Raw genomic sequence first — 22,795 nt, 5'->3', positions numbered from 1 at the left:
AGATTACCTCACATTTCCTTTAATTTTTGTTCAGAGACTCCTCAAATAGCTACTTTGATAACGTTAATCTTTAAAATAGTTATATTTGTTTCTTTTATATTTTTCTTTATCTTTAGCACCTTTGCTATAATTCAACTTCTCCTTACTTATTCTTCTGCCTTTTACCCATAGAAAATCTTGCTCATACGTTATTTTATGATAGTTATCCAAGCGTTTACGCAAAATGATCCCGTTCTCTACAGCTTGATTAACTGCACATCCTTTTTCGTTTTTATGCTGACAATTGGAGTAGGTGCAATATTTCGCCCACTCCAATATTTCTGGAAATCCTGCTTTACTATCATTTTCTTCAAGTAAAACTCCAAACTCTCTCATTCCAGGTGTATCAAGCAAAATAGTCCCGTTATTAAATAAAATTAATTCTCTACGTGTAGTTGTATGGCGGCCTTTTGAGGTAGCTTCACTAACATGACCAACCTTCATCACTTCAGTTCCAATTAGAGTATTAATAATTGTGCTTTTTCCAACACCACTTGCCCCTACAAATCCTACTGTCTCACCAGGGATTAAATGTGGAATTAACGACTGTATGCCGTTTACGCCTTCAAGGGCAGATACTGTTAAGACCTTACCATCAGGATGAATTCTACGAGTTATTTCTACATAAGAATCAGGATCAGTGACTAGATCCGCTTTAGATAAAACAATAATAAGTTCAATACGACATTTCTGAGCCTGAGTAATGTATCTTTCAAGTCGTCTCGGATTATATTCTTTATTCATTGATGTCACTAAAAATAGCTTATCTAGATTTACGCCGATTACTTGCTCTTCATAAAGGCTTCCTGGCTTCTTACGATAAAAAATAGATTTCCTGTCTAAAATGGATTCTAAAATATATTCATCATTCTTTATGCTTCTAGCCCTTACCCAATCGCCAGGAACCGGTAGACTCGCTGCATTAGATGTTAATAGTTTCTGAGAGGTCATACATCTCCTCAAACCTGATTGTGTGGCTATTAGTATATCTTTACTAGTAAAACAAGTAACTACTCTTGCGATTTCACATTGTGAACTTGTATTCTTGTTAAACTCGTTTTCCCAGTGAAGATTCAAACCATAACTTTTTAAGATATCCATCAATAACCTCCTACACCTTATTTCTTGCTCTTCTTTTGATTTTCGGCATACTTAACTGTTCATTTTGACCAGAAAGCAATATCTTATCAATATTCTCTGCCATTTTTCTAATAGTAGTTAATGTATAAAATTCTTCCCATGCAACCTTGATAGAAAATCGCTCTTCCATATTCATTTTAATTTTCATAGCGAGCAAAGAATGGCCACCTACTTCAAAAAATTCAGCAATACAACTTACCTTTTTTCGCCCTAAAATATCACACCAAATTTCTGAAATAATTCTTTCTGTTTCAGTAATAGGTGCCTCATACTTTACGTTTTCTTGATGTATAACAAGCTTAGGAAGATTATTTTTATCTATTTTCCCATTTTTTGTTAGCACGAATTTTTCTACAATCACGAAATACGATGGAATCATATACTCAGGTAATAATCCCTTTAATGTATCCTTAGTAATAGATAGATCAAATCTATTTATTTCAAACGGTTTTATATAAGCCACAATTTGCTTTTGGCCAAATTCATCTTGAACTGTTGTAATATATGAATCCTCTACAGTTATATCTTTATCAATCTTCTTTTTTATATCCGTTAACTCAACTCTAAAACCTCTGATTTTTTCTTGCATATCTTTTCTACCACAATAAACAATTTCACCTTGTGTATTTCGATATGCTAAGTCACCCGAACGATATAACCGAGTTATATCCCCATTTTCTAATTTAATAGAGATAAATTTCCTTTGGGTCTCTTCCTCAAGATTCAGATATTCATTGGCAAGACCTTTACCTCCAATATACATCTCTCCTACCACTCCAATAGGAAGATTATGAGTGCCATCCTGACTTCGAATATCAATAACGGTATCAGAAATAGGAATTCCTATAGGTAAATCTTCTTCATATGATTCTACATCGTGAATTTTATGAAAAGTAGCAAATGTAGTTGTTTCACTCGGCCCATATACATGAATAAATTGACATCCTGGAAGATTCTTAGAGAACTTTTTAACACAATCTAAATTAACTTTTTCACCACCAAAAAGAATCTGTCTTACCCCCTTAAATGGGCTACTTTCTGCAGTAGAATATTGATTAAATAAAGATGTTGTAATAAATAACGTATCAACACCGTTATGGCTAATCTTTTCCTTTAATACATCCGGAGATAACAGATCTTCTTTTTCGATTAAAACGAGTTTAGCTCCATTAAGAAAAGCTCCCCAAATTTCAAACGTTGTAGCATCGAAACCTAAGTTGTTCATTTGAGCAATAACATTTTGGTTTGACAGCTTGCAATAATTAGGGTTTAATACTAACCTCAGAACACCATCATTAGGAATGCTGATCCCTTTTGGGTTTCCACTCGAACCAGAAGTAAAGACACAATATAACTCATCTTGATCATCCGCATAAACACTTTTGAATAACATATCTGTAGAATCTTCAATTCGACTTATATTTAAAGTTAAAATATCTGATGGAATACGTAACTCTTTTAAAACATTTGAACTTCCTTCATCAAATAGGATTACCTCCGGTGAAGTCTGATGGATAATCTCATTCACTCTTGTAAGAGGGGTTCCCTTATCTAATAAAATATAAGAATATCCTGAACGCGTGGCAGCTATTATGCTATAAATAGAATGAATCGCTTTATCACAACAAATAAGTGCACGGCGCCTTGTTTGTTGTGCAGGATGAGATAACAATACCTTTCCGATGGATGCACTTTTATAATTAAGTTCTTTATAAGTCACAGAATGATTTTCTGTTATGATTGCAATTTGATCTGGGACCTTATTGAATTGTTTTTCTAAGTAGTAAGAAACTCCACCTTTATGATACAAATCACCCATTGGATTATCAGCATGTTCGTTTGTTCGATCAATCAATTCTACATCTTTTGTTAATAATACTTTAAGCTCTGCTATTTGCTTATCTGGCTGTGAGGTAGTAACATCAAGAATATTTTTATAAAAATTCAAAAAACTCTCCATAAACTCTTTCGTCATATGAGAAGCATTATATTGAATAACCCCATGTAATGAAGTATTAACTTTTTCAAATATACACGTTAGATCAGATTGCGCAAATTTCTTTAGAAGAGGGAATGAAGAAAATTTTATTTCTCCCATATCTAATGTAATGCCTTCCACACCTGCAAAAAATAACGAGGCACCTTCAAAATCAGAAGTTCTTGCTTTTTCTAGTACAAACATAGTTTGATATAAAGGCTGGTTAGCGGAATTACCTTGATCATTGTACTTCTCTATCAATTCTTGATAAGATACCCTTTGATTTGAGAATATTTTTCTTACATCACGTTGTACCAAATTGGCATACTCAGCAAAAGATTGCGTGTCATTTACTAAGCAGTTTACAGGTAATGTATTCACATAATAACCAATTTTATCTAGATGTTTTTTTGAATGCCGTCCTAAAAAAGGAACTCCTGTAGCGATATTGTTATTATCAAAATAATAAGATAGTGCTATATGGTAATTTGCTAATAAAAAACTAAAAGGAGTAACACCCATCTTAAAGGACTCCGAATAAATTTTTTCAGTTACATCTTTATCTAACTGCAAAACAATGGATTCAGCTGTTTCACTTTTCAACATATCCCTAGACTTTCCGAATGGCAGCTGAAGTTCCTCTACCCCTTTGTGTAACCTTTCTTCCCAATAATCTAATGACTTCTTATATTTATCTGTTGTTTTATACTCATCTAACATCTCAATATGATCAAAAAAAGAACAGTCATTTGCTACTAGAGAAAAATCTTCGTTATTCCTCATCTGCTTATAAATAGAAGCGATTTCTTTCAATATCACAATAAGTGACCAATAATCGACAACGATGTGGTGTGTAATAAGCAATACATATTTATTATTATCATCAGTAGTAGCAACTATAAATCTAGAAAGTGGTCCATTCTTTAAATCAATCAATTTATTTGCTTCAATATTGAAAAAATCACGTACTTCCTGCTCGTTTATAAAAGTGTAGGTTTCAAAAGATACACGATTATTTTCGTTAACTGTTTGTAGTATTTCACCATTTTTTTCAATAAAACGAGCACATAAAATAGGATGTTTCACAGAAATTAAATCACTAACCTTTTGTAAATCGTATACATCTATATCACTTTCAACCTTTGCAGAAAAGTAAGTATTATATGCCGTTGATTGCGGATTGGCCGTTTGTATTTTCCATAATCCTTTTTGGCCCTCTGACAATTTATATTCTTTATTCATTTTTGATCCCACCCTAAGTATCAGTAGTTTAAGTAACAAAGTACTTTTTTATAAAATAGAAATGATGAGCTCCCATCATTTAGAAAACCTAATTACTCCTTAGTGCTATCTGATTGATACAAATATTTAAAACTCTATATCAAACTGAGTTCTTTTTCAGAATGAAGATTCAATACTTTGTGACACCATTCCTCATTGTAAATCGTATCAAAATATCGATCTCCCCTATCTGCAAACAGCGTTACTACATTAGGCTTTTTCACATAGTTTTTATCTTTAAAATAATTTTTCACTGCACCGTATACAGCACCCGAAGAACCTCCAGCAAATATTGCATGTTCACTTAAGAGTTCTTTACACATTTCTATGCTCGTTTTTTCACTGATTATCACAACATCATCAATGATTGAATCTTTTAGAATATCCGGTACAATACTTGAGCCTATCCCTGGGATGGATCTATTTTGAGGTTGCAAACCAAAAATAACAGAACCTTCCATATCTACCGCGATAACTTTTGATTTCGGGAACTTCTCTTTGACACAATTAGAAATGCCAGTAATTGTCCCACCAGAACTTACACCTAAAAAAATATAATCCACTTCAATTTCGTTACATATTTGCTTCCCTACGGTCTCGTAATATGCATTTGCAACTAATTTATTACCGTATTGATTAATCCAATATGAATTTGCTATTGAATTTCTTAGCTCATTAACCTTCTCTAACCTTGTGATTAAATATCCACCTGAATTATCGGGCTCTGTTACTTTTATTACTGTTGCTCCTAGAGATCTAATGATCATTTCATTCACAGGTAGAATTTTCGGATCAACCACGCAAATAAATTTCAAACCTACCCTTTTACAATAACTTGCTAAAGCGATACCAAAATTACCAGACGAAGATTCAATAATTGTTGTATCCTTGTCGATATCACCTTTCTGAAGCAAAGTTTCAAGAATGTGTGCAGCTGCTCTATCTTTAACGCTACCAGTAGGGTTGTTTCCCTCTAATTTAACGAATAAATTCACATTACATAAGTCTTTACTTGTTAGTTGTACCATTGGCGTTTTTCCAACAAAATCTAATACACTATTATAAATACTCATAATTTACTCCCACTTGATTCTTGTTATTTTTTTCATAAATTAATGATTTGTTTATAATGCTATTAATATATTCAACGTTATTGTTAATGAAAAAATGGTTACCATTTAATGTATAAACTATCGCTTCACGCTCGCTGTATTTATTCCATTCTAGAGCTTCCTCTAGTTTTACTGTGTCTTCAGTTCCTATAAGAATGGAAATATCACATTCGATTTTATGCTGATTAGGATTATATTCGTATTCTCCTAGTATCTTTAAATCATTCCTTATTATCGGTAGAAACAAATCTGTTAATTCTTTACTATCAACCAACTCTTGTGGGATGCCTCCAAGAGCACTCAATTTACTTAGCAATTCCTGATCAGAAAAATGATGTAATTTTTCTTTATCTTTCATCCGATCCGGTGTTTTGCAACCAGAAAAAAATATATGTTCTGGTAATCTTTTGCCCTCAGAACGGATCTTATGATATAGCTCGTAAGCTAATATACTTCCCATGCTATGTCCATATAATGCATACTGATTTTGGTCGATCTTATCTTGAATCATATTATAAATATCATCCGTTACTTCTTTCATACTCATATAGAAGCCCTCATTAAATCTTTGTCCCCTTCCTTTCAACGGAACAGGATGTAAATAAATAGATTTATCTAAATGATTCCCCCATTTGTAATACCCTACCTCCGAACCACCAGCGTAAGGTAGACAAAATAATAGCATGCATTTCCCCCCTTTGAATAGAAACTTTCTAATTATAACTATTAAGATGAATATTCAAAAATACAGATTAAAAAGACTATTACACTTTATTGAGTTCATGATTACTTGCCATTTTTTGAAGCTGAGATTGATACTTCTTTTCTTTTAATTTATCCCTTTTATCCCTATTATTCTTCAATGAAATATGACCAGGATTTTCTTCATACCCTTTTCTTCTACTATACCTCGACAAACCTTCTGGAATTAAGCTAGACTGTTTATCTTGGAGTACCCCTGCAACCCCTATAGTTGAAGATTCATTTATATATTGTGGATAGATTTTCTTGAAATAGTCTAATGCCCTATCAGCCTTATAGTCTTGCGGCTCAGGATACGATGTAATGACACCTTCAAAATTACGTAAAACCACTTTATCAGGACTTTGTGAAATGATATAGTTTGGCTGAATAGCAATTTTACCTCCCCCGCCCGGCGCATCTACCACAAATGTAGGTACTGCATAACCCGACGTATGCCCCCTGAGTCCTTCAATAATTTCAAGACCTTTCGATATAGGGGCTCTAAAATGACTAATGCCTTCTGATAAATCACACTGATATATGTAATAAGGGCGAACACGAATCTTTACTAGATCATGCATTAGCTTTTTCATTATTGTTACACTATCATTGATACCCGCTAATATCACTGACTGATTTCCTAATGGCACACCTGCATCAGCAAGCATTTCACACGCCTTTTTTGCTTCCTCTGTAATTTCAATTGATGTATTAAAGTGAGTATTCAGCCATATAGGATGATATTTCTTTAAGATATTACAAAGATTCTCTGTAATTCTTTGTGGAAAAACGACTGGCGCACGTGTCCCTATTCGAATAATCTCAACATGAGGGATCTCTCTTAAACTTTTCAGTATGTACTCCAATATATTGTCATTAATTAACAAACCATCTCCACCGGAAATTAATACATCTCTAACCTCAGGAGTTTCTCTTATATACTCAATAGCTCTGTCTAACTGCTTTTTCGGAACCGCCATACCCACTTGGCCAGAGAAACGTCGACGTGTGCAGTATCGGCAATACATTGAACACTGATTGGTAACTAAAAATAACACTCTATCTGGATATCGATGAGTTAAACCAGGAACTGGAGAATCTTCATCTTCCTCTAATGGATCCTCAAGATCGTACTTTGTTTTATATACTTCATTCGAAATCGGTACAGATTGCATCCGAATTGGACAATGCGGATCGTCTGGATTCATCAGTGAAGCATAGTACGGAGTAATATTAAGCGGGATTGTTTTTGTAGATATTCTTATTCCCTCTTCTTCATCTGGTGTTAAATGAATTACTTTTTTTAAATCTTCTAAGGTACTGATTGTATTCGTAAGTTGCCAAACCCAATCATTCCATTGGTCTTCAGTAACATGTTTCCACATTTCTATATCTCTCCAATGACGGGCTGGTTTGTATAATTGATCCACTTTTGAACAACTCCCTGAATTATTAGATGAATAGGTTATGATAGTAACTTTAATGCTCTTTAATCTAAAGTATTGTGGTTGTAAATATGATATAGCGATACTTCATATTCATTTGAAAAGGGCGGTACATATTGATGATTCCCCACTATTATCCAATTGATAATTTATGGCACTTTTTGTATTTAGCATCAGATTCACTACCTTCTTGCTGTTTAACTTTCTGTATCTAAAATATACGTGTCAATTTATGTTAATAACAATCAGTAAAATTTCACGAAAAATCCGGCAATTCATTTCTTGTTTTCACTGCTTTATTTTACATATTTGCGATGAAGAGAAATCATGACAGTACTTCAGTTTATATTTAGGAATAACAGGAATGGCAAACTCCTACATAGTAAAAATTCTGTCATTGCTCATTTTATATATAAGAAAGACCTTTACATGTCTATGATCCTATAAACTTAATATGCTGGGTGGCTACCAATTCTATTTCAAGTAAAATTTGTATAATAAAAAAACAGGTAGAATCTACTTTCTACCTGTCAGACTGTCGACAAACCCCATTCAAATTAATAAAAAAATGTAAGTATCGCTTACATGAACAAATTTTTCAATCGCCGAAGGATTGTCCAACGCATACCATTTTTTATTCTCTTCCGTATGCCGAAGATGGCTCACTTCTTCAAGATAGCCTTCCCATAGATAGCGTTGAATCATCTTCGTTTAATATTCCTAAAGCACTCTATCATTAGATTAAAATACAGCTAATCATTTTTAGAATATTTTTTTATCTGCAAATATGATACAATAATTTACATAATTGTCAATCAACTCAGAAAACTACAACTTTATATCTAAATACTACTTCTATAAACTTTCATTTGCATTCTTAATTATTGTTATTTTAAACAAATGGTTATTCTACTTTAAAATATCAATCTCAAAAACAATAGCAATAAGTGTTTATAGATTAGGGATTTTTGAAAGGATGTGTTCTACTCTTTATATTCATTCTACTTTTTAAAACAAACGTTTTATTTTAAGCCTGAAAATTTTAGACTAATACATTTTAACTAGGGGTGTAGAAAATTGCTTTACTTAAATTCTAAAGATATTACTGATATTGGAATCAACTGGATAAAAACAGTTGAAATAATTAAAAAAGCTGTCAACGTTATGAATCATTCTGATTTCTCACAACCAATAAAGCCTTATCTACAATTTAATGATCCAGACAATCGGATTATAGCAATGCCAGCGTTTGCTGGGGGAGAGTTTTCAGTAGCAGGTATTAAGTGGATCGCTAGCTTTCCTAAAAATCTTGAAGTTAGTATACCTAGAGCAAATTCAATCACAATATTAAATGATGCGACTACTGGTGTACCATTCGCAACAATTAATACACCAATTGTGAGTGGTATACGAACTGCTTCTGTATCAGGTCTTATGATTCAAGAGTTTGATAAAGTACATAATCTAAATGATGTAACACTCGGAATAATCGGGTTGGGCCCAATAGGTCAATTACATTTACAAATGGCAACAACCCTTTTAGGAGATAAAATTAAAAATATACGTCTTTTTGATATATCGGAAATCGATAAAAATAAAATCCCAGTAGAACTTAGAGAAAAAGTCACAATATGCTCGTCATGGGAAGATGTGTACCGTGATGCAGATATATTTATTACGTGTACTGTATCAAGTAAAGGATATATTGATGGTCCTCCAAAACCAAATGCACTGCTACTAAACGTATCACTACGTGATTTTAAAACTGATATACTAGACTATTCACCAGTAATTGTAGTTGACAATTGGGAAGAGGTATGTCGTGCAAATACAGATATAGAAATCATGCATAATGAAAGAAATTTACAAAAATCAGACACTCTTGATATTAAAGATATTGTTTGTAATAATGCATTTAAAGAGATTACAGAAGATAAAGTTGTCATGTTCCATCCAATGGGAATGGCTACTTTTGATATTGTAATTGCTCAATATTACTATGATCAAGCCATTGCTTTAGGCTATGGTCAACCGCTAGAAGCATAGGCTATTAGCAACTCAAATTAAGATTTAGCTGTTCAGTTAACCTAATCAACCAATTGAAGAAAAATACAAAAAAGTGTTCTGGATTTTCGATCTTCAGAACACTTTTTTCATTTTATCAAACACCGCTTTCGCAGCGCTTATTTAAAAATGAATAACTACTATGTGAATCATGGTTGAATCTTTGATTCTCTTCTAAATCATACTTTTTTATCCCGATTGGTGAGGGCTAATAATCAGTGGGAGATGAAGAAAATCCCCACTGATTAAAGTTTCACTTTATGAATTCCCCATCTTTTTTAAATTATCAATTCAAAAAACAAGAATTTTTTTACAATAAATAGTAATATAGAACATATACATATTTATTAAAAATGGTGGGGGCTATTTCAATCATGATGCGTGCACTTAACTTACATATAAAACAAGCCTTTTTAAATAAGATTTCTCTCACTCTCTTATTGAGTTGGTTAATTCTTGTTTCAATTTATCATTATTACTATGTTTTACGATATTTAGGAGGATTGCCTGACGGGCTTTTAATAACTGCTTATAAATGGATTGGCTTTCGTGATAATGGGATGGATGTGTATTTACTATTAATGCCTGTACTAGCAGCACTCCCTTTTAGCACGAGCTATAACTCTGATAAAGTTGATAAATTCAAATCATTTGTAAGTAAAGAAATTCCCTTTTTCCCTTATGTATTTACAAAATATATCGTGACCTTCCTAATTGGGGGGCTTCTTTATATTCTCCCATTCGTATTTTCATTGCTGTTTTGTAAACTGACAATTCCAGATGGTATTCCGACAACCGACTTAGGTATTATTAAGGACAACAGCATGTTTTCATCTTTATATTTCTCTTCTCCAATTTCTTATATTTCCCTATATATCGGGATTAATTTTTTATTTGCTGGTCTTATGGCAGTATTGGGTCTTTCTGCATCCATATGGTCTAGAAAAGATTACATGGCAATTCTATTCCCTTTTGCTATCACCTCTCTACCCTATATTATTTTAAATGTCGTATTCCCTACAATTGGCGGAGCACCTATTCATTTATACGACCCAAAACAACCGCTCCAAGGAATGTCGCCTTACATTGGAATCGTGCAATGCACCTTGTTTTTAGGAATTAGTTTATTTATGTATATGAAAGGTATACAGAAAGATCGGAAGCAATATATGCGGAGACTTCAAAAAAGAATGCGATGTAAAAAATCGATTCAAAAATCAGTTAGTATGTAATACAAAATATCCCTCAGCTATTATGCTGAGGGATACTTTTACTTAGGATGCTTTTTTCAAATCAATTTGTGCAAGCACTGGGTCATGGTCACTCATACGGCCATGTTCCTTCATAATGTTGGAATTTAAATGTACCGGATCCACAACTGTATGTGGTGCCATATTATTTGTTACTAAAACATGATCTAATACTTGTGCGTTGCCGTCATGAATATATGTGTAACGATTTTCTTTCGAAACCGTTTCTAACATATCTTGCATGATATCGCCTTTTAATGCTTGCAGTGGTTTCGAGAATTCAAAGTCATTCATATCACCAACTACAACAACTGGTGCATTCACATCTCGTTTTTGAATATCTTTTACAAAGCTGTTCACTTCCTGCGCCAGTTGAACGCGTTTCTCTTCACTCTTTAATACAAGAGGTTGAATTTTTCCAAACGGCGTCGCATCACCAAGTTTTGAATTTAAATGACTTGAAATAACAACAATATTTTGCCCTTGGAATTTAAACTCCGCAGCTAGCGGTTTACGAGTATTATCAAATACCGGATTATCTTGTCCAATGCGCGTCGGGTTTGTTGCTAACAGCTTTGGATTCTTTTCTAATTTCACACGTGATGGATTATAGAAGAAACCAACGCGAATGTTCGCTCCCGGTGCCCCGCCATCTTGGTTGTTTTGCGGAGCAACTTCTACATATTCATACTTAGGTCCATGAATTTCTTGCACAGCATCAATAATACGCTTTGCACTTAATGAAGCATCTGTTGTTCCGTCATTCGTTGATCCATTATTATCTTGCATTTCTTGTACACCAATAATGTCTGGCATCTTTAAATTATATTTAATAGCATATGCCATTGCTTTTACCTTTTCATCAGATGTTTCTTTTGCATTCGCTGAAAAGTTTTCAATGTTATATGTTGCCACTGTTAATTTTCCAAGACGAGGCTGAATATTTGCGCCTGCTTGTTTAAATCCGCCATCCGTTACAGATGGTAATTCTGTTACCGGCGAAATACGATATGCACCATAGTCATAGCCGACTACACCTGTGATATCCCCATTAAATGTATCCCCTGATTTTGCTACATAATCACGAGGTACTTTTAAAGAAAGACGTTCTGGATTGAATTGATTCTCGCCTAACAATGGTGTTCCATATTTTGTAGTGACCTTATCTCCACCATTTGCAACTGTTACATATAAATTCCCATTTTTCTGCGGTCCAACAATTTGAGGAGTTGGCATTGTCACGCGCATACCCTCTAAACTTTCATAGAAATCAATTGCATCTTCCTCTGGATCAAATACACCAAATGCATCATTATCAATAATTTGATTTGGAATCTTTACACCCTTTTCACCTAATACAGTTGCCTCTGGCAACTGTTGATGATTTGCTTTCACTGAGGCATTGCTCGCTTTAATTTCTGTGATGGCTAAATCTGTATCAAATCTGTCAGCATATCCAGCTCCAATAAATTCTTCTACCTCACCATCAACGTGCACAAGATCTCCTACTGCTACATTCGCTTCTTTCTTATAGACATAAATTCCTTCTGAAGTTGCTATGTCTTCATCGGGCTGTGTGTCTTGCATATAGAAACCATTCTTATCTAACGCTGTTACGACACCTTCTACATTTCGTACTTTCTTCCCATTATAAGGAGAAACATGTGATTTCCCTTGAATATCATGAATACGAACTTGCTCACCTTTTATAATTATAAAAGAAAATGTCGAAACTGCTGAAGGTGCAAGTCCTTCTTTCACTGCAATTGCTTTTATCACACTGTTTTCATTTATAACAATCGATTCATTATAACGAATACTTTTATCTGTTGGAACAGAGCCATCTAATGTATAGTAGATTGTTGCTCCTTCTGTACTTGTTGTTAATGTTACTGCTGTTCCTTTTTCAATTTCCCCACCATTTGGTGATGCAGTCACATCACTTACACGGTTTTCCGTTTGTCCTTGAAACTTATATGCTGTTACGGACTTTAAACCAGGGCTACCAAAATAAAGCTCAAGCGTCCCTGTTAATTGAACTTTCTTCCCAACATTTTCAGGATGATCTTTTACATTCACTGCTGCTCTCACGTCACCTTTTGGTAACTGAACAGGCATGATTTTCGCAGGGTCTGTCTCATTTGGAGAATCTGCAATTGCAACATTCGTATCTCCAAATTTCGCAGGATCTTTCGTGTACTTAGAAGGCCCTTCTGTATATCCAACAATATACCCTTCCACTATCCCTTTACTGCTTCCTTGCTGCTTAAACAGTTGAATTGCATCCTGCACAGACAATACAGAACGTTCTTCTGCTTTTACTAAAGTTCCAGTAAATGAAATCAGTAGTATAAATGATAGCAAGATACTTACTAGTTTCTTCAAATTCATCGTCCTCCCCTAATTTTAATATTCTCTTAGCATGTATTATCATAACAAAAAATTCTTTATAAAGAACTTAAAATTCGACAAATTTTACAAAAAATTAATCTCATACTTCCGTATGAGATTAATTTTTTAATTCCCCTACTATTTTCTTACAGTATCCCATTCCTTTTATGGATTTTATTGGTAGTTTGTTTTCTTACAATATAAGTAAGAATCATACAGAAAGAAGTGAAGGAAATTGTTAATCTATATATTCTGTAGCGTTTTGCTCTTATCTTTTCTCTACGATTTTATATTTGATGCTACTTTATTACCAGCTCTTGCACTGAATGATCAACCTACGAGACAACCTCGTGAATATGAGCGAGAATATTATAACAGCAAAAATACCATTGGAAGATTTATCCAAACCTAAATTGTAAATAGTCATGAAAAACAAAGGGCATCGCATAATAGCCCTGATTATTATGCGATGCCCTTTTACGTGTAACTTGGAAATATGTAAATTCTATATTATTTCTATATAATTATCTTTTAAATACATATCTAGTACCCTTACTATTTGAAGACAACTCACATTTAAGATTTAATATCTCGCATATTTCTTTAATTATTAAAACGCCTAGTCCTTGATGAGAGTCCTTCACATTGAACCCTATTCCATTATCTTGTATAACGATAGCACCATTTTCTATCATTACATGAATAGAACTAGCCTTCGAATGAAGTTGTGTATTTTGGAACACGTTATCAAGTACTCTTTCTACCCATAGTTCATTGCTGTGCCAAACAAGTCTCTCATCATTAACCATATAATTAATCTCTATATTTTTATTATTAAAGATATACGTCCATTTCTTAATTGTTTTTTCTACTAGGTTTGCTATATCAACGTTTTCATAAATTATATAGGAGTTTTTGACGGACTCTAAATCTTCTTGGTTCAATTGATTTACTAACTTTGAAATATATTCAATTTGTTGATAGAGTGACAAAACTGATTTTTCTTCCAAGATTCCATTCCTCTCAAGTAAAAATAACTCTAATCTCATTGCTGTTAAAGGTGTATTAATATCATGGGATAATTTATTTAAATACTCCTTTTTAAAAGATAACTCTGTGTTTAACATGAGTTCTTTATGAGCTAAACGATCAATTAGTATGTTGATTGATTCAGCTAGCCAACCAATCTCATCATTTTTTCGTACAGGTAACTTTTCAGGTAATTTTTTGTCTCGAGATATCTTTTTGATTGTTTTATTTATTTCGTCAATTTGGTGCAAAATATGATTAATTGATTTAGAGGATATTACGATTAATAAAATCAGTAATCCAAAGAAAACTCCAAATATGCTTGAATAAATTAATGTTTGATTATACGGCTGTTCTAAGTGAAAGGTTGTTGATATGACTAAATAAAGTACAAACAGAATGAAGTTGGTTAGTAAATATAAAATTGGTACAAAAAAGACTATAGTTGCGAGTAACAAGTAATACTTTTTCTTAAGACTCATACGCGATTAAGGGTATTTAATCTGTACCCTTCTCCATGAACCGTTTCAATAATGGTATTATTTTTATCCGAAATTTTCTCTCGAATTTTTTTAATATGAACATTTAATACACTATTTTTAGAATACTCTAATGGCCATAAATAATTGAATATCTGTTCCCTAGTTAAAATTCTGTCTCTATTTTCATATAAGTAAAAGAACAATTTCCTTTCTGTTGCTGTCAATTTTATTTCAGAATGTATATTTTCTTTAAATACTTTATAACCAACTGCATCAACGTATATATTTTGAATTTGAGTAAATAAACCGTATTTATTCTTAAGTATCAAGTGCAATCTTGCTAATAGTTCACGTGGGTCAAACGGCTTAACCAAGTAATCTTCTCCAAGAGATAGTCCTTTTAATTTACTATCTATATCACTTCGGGCTGTAAGAAATAAAATCGGCAGTGAATATCCATTCGCCTTCAATTTCCCTGATATTTCATACCCATTTTCACCTGGTAACATGATGTCGATTATTATAAGATCAGCGTATTTTATTTCTTTTAGGACTCTTTGACCATCAGTTATCCAAAGTACATGATACCCTTCTCCCTTTAATATCTCCTGCAACATTGAACCAATGGCGTGATCATCCTCGATAATTAAGATTGTAAATCCATTCATAATCAAATCACCTCTTTGAATTGAACGCTTGAATAGTAATATCTTAAAATGCAATATAATAATAAATGTATCTTCTCAACAATCCTTGTATAGTATAAATTATTGTTTCTCAAAATCAATCCTTAACTAAACTATATCACATGATAATTGATACCCTAAAGTATGTGTCCATACTTTCACCATAGCTTAAGTAAGGACACATATACACCCTTATATCATCTAAGACATTAAGTTTCAAATCACTTCTGCTGCTTACATATTTTGAAACACGAGGAACAACACAAAAAATACGAAATACGTAATAAAAAGTATAAATATTGGCCTTAACTTCATTTCTTTGATTTTCCTTACTCCCTTAAAAACGACCTCGTAAATAAGCAAAGCTATTGAAAAAATGAAACTAGCCATGGAAATTATTAAACTCACCGCTGATAATACATCCATCATCAATCAACTCCTTTTAGTGAACTTATCTTTATGGTAATAGGTATTTATAAAGATTTTATTAACATTTAAATTACTAGCTTTGAATTTCTTGTTATTAATAAACGGAGAAAGCTATTTATTTAACTGTGCTTAACCAATACATTTCTAAAATCACACGGAAAACCCAAAACAAAATCCTTAAAAAAGACGGTAGATTTCCTAAATGTTATACATATGACAGCTTATTTATTAAACTATGTGATATGTCATGCAAAAAAGAGGATACTATGTCCTCATGTTGGACATAGTATCCTCTTCTAATTATATAAATACGTTAAAAGCGCTTTTCATCATTCCGCCTCTTAGGATTAAATTGATAATCTTACTGCACAATGCCCCACAATATTACAGCGTCTGTCCATTATCAATCGTAAATACCTGCCCCGTAATAGATTCCTGAGTCAATTGAAAAAGAATCGCCTCGGCAATATCATCTGGTGTTGAAATTCTTTGAAGTGGTAGGTTCCCCGCCAGTTGGTACATTTTCTCTTCATTACCTGCCCACCACCTTGTATCGACTGCACCAGGAGAAATACTATTTACTCTAATGTCAGGTGCTAATGCAATTGCGAGCGATTTTGTCATCGTATGAATGGCTGATTTTGTTGCGGCATACGGTATGGATGATCCTAATCCCGTTATCCCTGCAACGCTTCCCATATTCACAATCGCACCTGATTTTTTCTCCTTCATATAAGGAACAACAGCTTGTATACAATGAAACATCCCTTTCACGTTCACACTAAAAAGGTCATCCCACACTTGATCCGTTACAGACTCTAAATCATCCATAGGTATTTGAGCTGTTATACTCGCATTATTCACTAAACAATCGACTGTTCCAAAAAAATGAACAGTTTGAGATACCATATCCTCTACTTCTTCTTTTTTGGCTACATTCGCTTTCAAAGCCACCCCGGTACCTCCTCGCTGCTTTATTTCATTCACAGTTTCTAACGCTTCTTTTTCGGAACGGCTATAATTCACCACAACTTTCGCTCCTAAACTTGCTAATCTCAACGCAACAGCCTTTCCAATACCTGTGCCACCGCCTGTTATAATGACTACTTTATCTTTTATATTCATTTTAAAATCTCCTCACTGTATCTGATTTGATTTCATTTTATCTTCGTTCGTTTGAGGAGTATAATACTGAATAATGACTATGGTATCATTTTAAATAATACCTAGGTGGAGGGATCTATTCTTGGAAAGCCATGACTTATGGATTTTTAAGCATGTTGCAGAACTACAATCAATCTCTAGAGCCGCTGAAAAGTTGGGATATGTACAACCCAATATAAGTCAGCGAATTAAAAACTTAGAAGATGAACTCGGCGTTAAAATATTAAAGCGCAATAACAGAGGAGTAACATTAACGGAAGAAGGAAAAGTATTATTAGATTACACAAATGAAATTATGTCTTTAATGAATGAAGCGAAATCAAAAATAAACCCTGAGAAATGGAGAGATTCTTTAACACTTGGGGCATCTCAAACTATTTCTGCGGTGAAAGTACCTCAGCTATTCTCTTCTTTTTTGGAGTCACATACAAATATTGATATGAAGCTAAGAACGAATGATAACGCAAAGTTACAAGAAATGCTTTTGTATGGAGAACTTGATGGGATTTTTTTAAGCGGTGCATATAATGATTCACAATTCGAAAGTGTGTACAGTTATTTTGAAAATATGATACTCGTTTTACCAAAAGATACTCTACCCGAAAATCAAACTCTACTTGTAAACAGTGATCCAAATTGTATATATAGAAAGAAGCTATTAGATTATTGTCATATGAATAACTTTGACCAAAGGGCGATACTGGAATTTGATTCGCTTGAATCGATTATGCAAGCTGCTCACGATGGGCTTGGTATTACGATCGTACCTACTAATGTTGTATATAGCCGAAATAAGCCAAAAACAATTCATTATGAAGAACTGCCCGAGACAGTCGAAATTGATTTTGTGATTAAACGTAGAAAACAGCAACCGCAAGGCTTAAAGAAATTCATTCGTTTTTTGCGAGAGTTATAAAGTAAGACTTTAAACAGCGGGTGCTCTTCATCCCCCACCTAACCTCTTGGTTTTCGCTGAATCCTGAGATGGAGGTCTTACTGCCCTCAAATAGCGGAATAAAAAAATCTATAAAAATACAATGATATAATGGTATAATATTACATATTTTAGTGATAAATAAAATATGTTAGGGGAGAGGATATTGTATTTCAAGAAATTAGTATGTATAAGTCTACTCGTAGCGCTTACAATAGGGGGGCTAAGTGCTTGTAATACATATGTAGATTCAACGAAAGTAAAACAAGATAGTGCATCTAAAAAGAGTGAAAATGCAAATAAACCAGCTGAAGCTCTAACAGCTTACATGAATGCGGGCTTCTATGATAAAGATATAGACAAAATGAGTAAATTAACAGGTGAAGATGGAAAACAATTTAATGAAGCGATGGCGGAAAAGGTTAGAAAAGCAGTCCTATATAATTATGAAGGCTTATCTAGTATTACAGAAGAATCTGTAGATAACTATTTTAAAAATTTTAAAGAAGTAATACGGCAAAAAGTGAAATTTGAAACGAATGTTGTACATATAAATGGAGAAGGTAAAACTGCAGAAGTGGAAATAAAATCAAAGCCAATATTGGTATCAAGTCTGCGAACAAAAGTTGAAGATGAGCAAAAAAGAATATTAAGTGAAGACCCATCAATACCTTATCCTGAATTAATAAAGCAACTATATAATTATTCATCTTCAATATTACTTGAAGCAGAAATATCTTCTACGGAAGAATCACTAAGGATTGGCATGTATAATAAAGGCGATGATAAGTGGCATATACATGGAGAGGATATAAAGGATCTTCCAAGGATTTTATGGAAACCATAATATATTACTAAGCTCTTTATAAAAAAGATATTATTGATTTAGTATGTTTACAGGCTTACGATAACAGCTTGGTTATTTACTAAGCCAAGAGTGCTTCTTGGAGAAGGTGAAAAAGAATTTTCAACAATAGATTAAGTTGATAGAGAAATAGCAAATGAAATTTTATTGGTGATCTTTTCAATATACCGACGTTTCGATAAACAACGACAAAAAACAGGAGCCAGCAGACTCCTGTTTTTTGTCGTTGTACTATCACTTTTATCATTGCGCAATTAATTCCGCTTCATCTATTTTTTCCAAATAAGACAGCACATGCTTTACCGCTGCCTCACCTTGATCGATACAATCTGGAAGGCCTGATCCGCCGTAAGAGCTACCAGCTAAATAAACGCCTGGTAATTCTTTATCCATAAATGTTTTTAACTTTGTCATACGTTCTTTATGCCCCACAGTATATTGCGGCATGGCATCTTTCCAGCGGCTGACAACCGTAAAGTCCGGCTCTGCTGTAATATCCATTGTTTTTTGTAAATCTTCTAATATAAAACGAACCATTTCTTCATCTGTTTGTTCGACAATTGCTTCATCACCAGGACGCCCCATATAGCAGCGAAGAAGCACTTGACCTTCCGGTGTTGTATGTGGCCATTTCTTATGTGTCCACGTACATGCTGTAATGGAAAAATCGCTATTTCGGGATACAACGAAGCCTGTACCATCAATATCACGCTTAATAGCTTCTTTTGGAAATGCTAATGCAACATTAGCAACCGACGTCGATGGAACATTGCGGAAGAAACGAAACTCCTTATACTGTGCAAACATAGACGGCAATACTTTGTGAGATGCAGCAACCACAATAGAGTCCGCCTCAATTTCTTTTCCATTGCTCAGCGTAATCATATAACCATCGCCCATTTTTGCGACTTTTTCAATCCGAGTCCCCTTCACAATAGTTCCATCTTCTAGCTGCTCTTCTATTCTTTCTACAATAGATTGCAGCCCTGTTTTCAATGTTAAAAAGATCCCTTGCGGCGCTGCATCCCTTTCTTTCTTCGGAGCCAAATTACGCATACCGAGTGAAATACTACGATATTTCTGCTCTACTTGATAAAACTGCGGGAATGTCGCCATTAAGCTCATTTGATCAATATCCCCCGCATAAATCCCAGATAACAATGGTTCGATTAAATTTTCAACCACTTCATTTCCTAAACGTCGACGGAAAAATTGACCAAGTGATTGATCAGAAACAGGCTTTGAACGTGGTAATACAAAATCAAAACCAGCTCTTACTTTACCAATCGGAGAGAACAATCCTGAAAATAGAAAGGGCGTAATTTGCGTTGGAATTCCCATCATGGATCCACTCGGCATCTTATGTAATCGGTTGTTCACAAGAACAAATGACTGACCAGTTGCGTTGTTTACAAGCGCATCTCCAAGGCCTAATTCTCTGGCTAACCTGGCTGCACTTTCTTTTCTTTCTAAGAAAGAATCTGGACCGCGCTCAATTGTAAATCCATCTTTTCGAACGGTTTGAATTTTGCCGCCAAGCCTACCCGACGCTTCTATTAACAATGTATCAATCGGCAATCCTTTTTCGCGAACTTCTTTTTGTAAGTAATACGCTGTTGTTAAACCTGTAATTCCACCACCGATGATAACAACTTTCTTTTTCAAAATGGCTCCTCCTTTCCCATTGTCTCACGAAACTTCTGCTTGTTTCTTTAACACGACATCTGCTAAGCAAGAAATAAATGCATCTGATGCATTTGGCATTTCCGGACGATAATACTTCGCTCCAATTTCTTCTGTAACAATTTTGCATTCAATATCATTGTCATACAACACTTCTAAATGTTCAGCTACAAATCCAACCGGTGCATATACAAATGAAGTGTAGCCGTATTTTTCATGTAGTTCTCTCGTTAAATCTTGTACATCTGGCCCGATCCATGGGTCCGGTGTATTGCCCGCACTTTGCCAACCGACCGCATAATTAGGAACTTCTGCACCACGTGCAATATAATCAGCTGTTTCATTTAACTGTTCTGGATAAGGATCACCTAAAGCGATGATTTTCTCTGGTAAACTATGCGCAGATACAATTAACACTGCTTTTTCAAGTTCTTCTTCTGTCATACTGCTATATACTTTTTTCACTTCATCTACCCAGTACTGGATAAATTTCGGTTCTTTATACCAGCTATCGATACCATGAATTGTTAGATTTCCGAGTTTCTCTGCTTCTTCTTGTGCTCTGCCGACATATGATTTTACGCTGAACGTAGAATAATGTGGAGCAAGAACAAGGGCAATTGCTTCTTCAATCCCATCGTTATGCATAGCTTCTACAGCATCCTCAATGAAAGGTTCAATATGCTTTAATCCAAGATACATATGGAACTCTACGTTATCCTGCATCTCGTTTAAATGTTTTTCTAACTTTTTCGCTTGTTCTAATGTAATAGTAGCTAAAGGAGAAATACCACCAATTGCGCGGTAACGTTCTGTCAGGTCCTCTAACATTTCTGGACTTGGCTTTCGTCCTCTGCGAATATGTGTATAGTAACGTTCAATATCTTCTTCTTTATATGGTGTTCCGTATGCCATCACAAGCAAACCAATTTTCTTTTTCATACACCTATTCTCCTTTACTTCGCTAACTGTCCTTTAGAATACTCATGAATAAATGACGTCAAACGCTTTAATGTATCTGGATTTACTTCCGGGAATACACCGTGACCTAAGTTAAATACATAACCAGGTTGTTTCATCCCTTGATCTAAAATTGTTTTTACATGTTCTCTGATAACGTCCCATGGTGCAAGTAAGAATGAAGGATCCATATTACCTTGTACCGCTTTATGAATACCGCGCCCGCGCGCTTCTTCAATTGACAAGCGCCAATCAAGCCCAACTACATCAAGAGGTAAGTCATTCCATTCATTTGCTAAATGCCCTGCTCCAACGCCGTGCATGATCATCGGAACGTTCATTGTGCGAACTTCCGTGAAAATACGCTCCATAGCAGGTTTAATAAATGTGCGGTAATCTGCTACATTCACCGTTCCAACCCAAGAATCAAAGACTTGTACTGCTTTTGCTCCTGCTTTAATCTGTGCTTTCAAATATGTGATTACCATATCAGCAAGCTTATCCATTAAGGCAAACCAAGCTTTCGGCTCTGCATACATAAACGCCTTTGTTTTATGATAATTACGAGAAGGTCCTCCTTCAATCATGTAACTCGCTAATGTAAATGGCGCCCCTGAAAAACCAATTAACGGAACATCTAACATCTCATTTGTTAATAAACGAATTGTATCTAATATGTATGGAACATCATCTTCTGGATGAATTTCACCAAGCTTCTCTACGTCTTGTAAAGAACTGATTGGATTATCAATAACCGGTCCAATTCCAGATTTAATTTCAACATCGACACCAATTGCTGGAAGTGGTGACATAATATCTTTATACAAAATCGCTGCGTCAACATTATATTGATCAACTGGAAGCTTTGTAACATATGCACATAGCTCCGGATTGTGTGTAATTTCAAATAAAGAATACTTCTCTTTTATTTTTCTATATTCAGGTTGTGAACGACCTGCTTGTCTCATATACCATGCTGGTACATATTCTGTTTGTTCCCCCATGCATGCTTTTAAAAATGTCTCATTTATAGTTCTTACCAAGACCCTTGCTCCCTTCCTTACCAATGCTTCTAGCGAATCCTATCCTACTTATTTATCTTTTTTTACTATACAGCTT

Annotated in this window: 17 protein-coding genes; 4 read left to right on the top strand and 13 right to left on the bottom strand. The window is 34.2% G+C overall.

What is annotated here, in order from left to right:
• Positions 1 to 63: 63 nt before the first annotated feature.
• From rsgA to QRY57_RS07110, 6 genes are all read right to left on the bottom strand, one after another.
• On the bottom strand, positions 64 to 1,140 hold the full coding sequence (rsgA, locus tag QRY57_RS07135; RefSeq protein ID WP_286017064.1) for a ribosome small subunit-dependent GTPase A: 1,077 nt from the start codon (positions 1,138 to 1,140) through the stop codon (positions 64 to 66).
• A gap of 10 nt (positions 1,141 to 1,150) precedes the next feature.
• The gene (locus QRY57_RS07130; protein ID WP_286017063.1) at positions 1,151 to 4,399 is read right to left on the bottom strand and encodes a condensation domain-containing protein; all 3,249 of its coding nucleotides are present in this window, start codon (positions 4,397 to 4,399) and stop codon (positions 1,151 to 1,153) included.
• 134 nt (positions 4,400 to 4,533) lie between these two features.
• A complete protein-coding gene (gene sbnA / locus QRY57_RS07125; protein WP_286017062.1) occupies positions 4,534 to 5,511 on the bottom strand; it encodes a 2,3-diaminopropionate biosynthesis protein SbnA in 978 nt (325 codons plus the stop codon).
• Positions 5,498 to 6,235 (bottom strand): thioesterase II family protein, encoded by a 738-nt coding sequence (locus QRY57_RS07120; RefSeq protein ID WP_286017061.1) that lies wholly within the window; start codon positions 6,233 to 6,235, stop codon positions 5,498 to 5,500. The genes sbnA and QRY57_RS07120 overlap by 14 nt, the downstream gene beginning before the upstream one ends.
• 79 nt (positions 6,236 to 6,314) lie before the next feature.
• Entirely contained in the window at positions 6,315 to 7,679 is a 1,365-nt protein-coding gene (gene kamA / locus QRY57_RS07115) for a lysine 2,3-aminomutase (RefSeq protein WP_286017816.1), read from the bottom strand.
• Between the two features lie 612 nt (positions 7,680 to 8,291).
• Complete coding sequence (locus tag QRY57_RS07110) at positions 8,292 to 8,444, bottom strand: hypothetical protein (protein WP_286017060.1); 153 nt, start codon at positions 8,442 to 8,444, stop codon at positions 8,292 to 8,294.
• 372 nt (positions 8,445 to 8,816) lie between these two features.
• On the opposite strand from QRY57_RS07110, the gene QRY57_RS07105 reads away from it, so the two are divergent.
• Together QRY57_RS07105 and QRY57_RS07100 are read left to right on the top strand one after the other, a co-directional pair.
• Positions 8,817 to 9,785: a 2,3-diaminopropionate biosynthesis protein SbnB gene (locus QRY57_RS07105; RefSeq protein WP_286017059.1), complete on the top strand. Its 969-nt coding sequence runs from the start codon at positions 8,817 to 8,819 to the stop codon at positions 9,783 to 9,785.
• A 392-nt stretch (positions 9,786 to 10,177) separates the two neighbouring features.
• Entirely contained in the window at positions 10,178 to 11,035 is an 858-nt protein-coding gene (locus QRY57_RS07100; protein WP_286017058.1) for a hypothetical protein, read from the top strand.
• 42 nt (positions 11,036 to 11,077) lie between these two features.
• Here the strand turns inward: QRY57_RS07100 and QRY57_RS07095 are convergent, their stop codons facing one another.
• From QRY57_RS07095 to QRY57_RS07080, 4 genes are all read right to left on the bottom strand, one after another.
• Complete coding sequence (locus QRY57_RS07095; protein ID WP_286017057.1) at positions 11,078 to 13,444, bottom strand: DUF6359 domain-containing protein; 2,367 nt, start codon at positions 13,442 to 13,444, stop codon at positions 11,078 to 11,080.
• A 524-nt stretch (positions 13,445 to 13,968) separates the two neighbouring features.
• Positions 13,969 to 14,931, bottom strand: a complete 963-nt coding sequence (locus QRY57_RS07090) for a HAMP domain-containing sensor histidine kinase (protein ID WP_286017056.1) — start codon at positions 14,929 to 14,931, stop codon at positions 13,969 to 13,971.
• Between the two features lie 20 nt (positions 14,932 to 14,951).
• The gene (locus QRY57_RS07085; protein ID WP_208017752.1) at positions 14,952 to 15,623 is read right to left on the bottom strand and encodes a response regulator transcription factor; all 672 of its coding nucleotides are present in this window, start codon (positions 15,621 to 15,623) and stop codon (positions 14,952 to 14,954) included.
• 831 nt (positions 15,624 to 16,454) lie between these two features.
• Positions 16,455 to 17,195, bottom strand: coding sequence for an SDR family NAD(P)-dependent oxidoreductase (locus QRY57_RS07080; protein ID WP_286017055.1), 741 nt, complete (start codon positions 17,193 to 17,195; stop codon positions 16,455 to 16,457).
• A gap of 121 nt (positions 17,196 to 17,316) precedes the next feature.
• Between QRY57_RS07080 and QRY57_RS07075 the strand changes: the two genes are divergently transcribed.
• Positions 17,317 to 18,150: a LysR family transcriptional regulator gene (locus QRY57_RS07075; RefSeq protein WP_286017054.1), complete on the top strand. Its 834-nt coding sequence runs from the start codon at positions 17,317 to 17,319 to the stop codon at positions 18,148 to 18,150.
• Positions 18,151 to 18,334: 184 nt separating this feature from the next.
• Positions 18,335 to 19,015: a DUF5105 domain-containing protein gene (locus QRY57_RS07070; RefSeq protein WP_286017053.1), complete on the top strand. Its 681-nt coding sequence runs from the start codon at positions 18,335 to 18,337 to the stop codon at positions 19,013 to 19,015.
• Between the two features lie 261 nt (positions 19,016 to 19,276).
• Here QRY57_RS07070 and hemY read toward each other — a convergent pair whose 3' ends face one another.
• Genes hemY through hemE form a run of 3 tightly spaced genes read right to left on the bottom strand, consistent with a single transcriptional unit; the run spans position 19,277 to position 22,719 of the window.
• Positions 19,277 to 20,698, bottom strand: a complete 1,422-nt coding sequence (gene hemY, locus QRY57_RS07065) for a protoporphyrinogen oxidase (protein ID WP_286017052.1) — start codon at positions 20,696 to 20,698, stop codon at positions 19,277 to 19,279.
• Positions 20,699 to 20,722: 24 nt separating this feature from the next.
• Positions 20,723 to 21,658: a ferrochelatase gene (gene hemH, locus QRY57_RS07060; protein ID WP_286017051.1), complete on the bottom strand. Its 936-nt coding sequence runs from the start codon at positions 21,656 to 21,658 to the stop codon at positions 20,723 to 20,725.
• Positions 21,659 to 21,672: 14 nt separating this feature from the next.
• Positions 21,673 to 22,719, bottom strand: coding sequence for a uroporphyrinogen decarboxylase (gene hemE, locus QRY57_RS07055; protein WP_286017050.1), 1,047 nt, complete (start codon positions 22,717 to 22,719; stop codon positions 21,673 to 21,675).
• Between the last annotated feature and the right edge of the window lie 76 nt (positions 22,720 to 22,795).

The organism is Bacillus arachidis (genome assembly GCF_030285945.1).
Classification (GTDB): domain Bacteria; phylum Bacillota; class Bacilli; order Bacillales; family Bacillaceae_G; genus Bacillus_A; species Bacillus_A arachidis.
Note: the sequence above shows the minus strand (reverse complement) of the source record. Positions and strands in the feature narration are given on the sequence as shown.

What these genes read in the sequence shown, in the direction of transcription:
- hemH (WP_286017051.1), bottom strand. Translation starts at nt 21,658, where the DNA reads ATGAAAAAGAAAATTGGTTTGCTTGTGATGGCATACGGAACACCATAT.
- sbnA (WP_286017062.1), bottom strand. Translation starts at nt 5,511, where the DNA reads ATGAGTATTTATAATAGTGTATTAGATTTTGTTGGAAAAACGCCAATG.
- QRY57_RS07110 (WP_286017060.1), bottom strand. Translation starts at nt 8,444, where the DNA reads ATGATTCAACGCTATCTATGGGAAGGCTATCTTGAAGAAGTGAGCCAT.
- QRY57_RS07130 (WP_286017063.1), bottom strand. Translation starts at nt 4,399, where the DNA reads ATGAATAAAGAATATAAATTGTCAGAGGGCCAAAAAGGATTATGGAAA.
- QRY57_RS07085 (WP_208017752.1), bottom strand. Translation starts at nt 15,623, where the DNA reads ATGAATGGATTTACAATCTTAATTATCGAGGATGATCACGCCATTGGT.
- QRY57_RS07100 (WP_286017058.1), top strand. Translation starts at nt 10,178, where the DNA reads ATGATGCGTGCACTTAACTTACATATAAAACAAGCCTTTTTAAATAAG.
- QRY57_RS07120 (WP_286017061.1), bottom strand. Translation starts at nt 6,235, where the DNA reads ATGCTATTATTTTGTCTACCTTACGCTGGTGGTTCGGAGGTAGGGTAT.
- rsgA (WP_286017064.1), bottom strand. Translation starts at nt 1,140, where the DNA reads ATGGATATCTTAAAAAGTTATGGTTTGAATCTTCACTGGGAAAACGAG.
- QRY57_RS07080 (WP_286017055.1), bottom strand. Translation starts at nt 17,195, where the DNA reads ATGAATATAAAAGATAAAGTAGTCATTATAACAGGCGGTGGCACAGGT.
- QRY57_RS07095 (WP_286017057.1), bottom strand. Translation starts at nt 13,444, where the DNA reads ATGAATTTGAAGAAACTAGTAAGTATCTTGCTATCATTTATACTACTG.
- kamA (WP_286017816.1), bottom strand. Translation starts at nt 7,679, where the DNA reads ATGTGGAAACATGTTACTGAAGACCAATGGAATGATTGGGTTTGGCAA.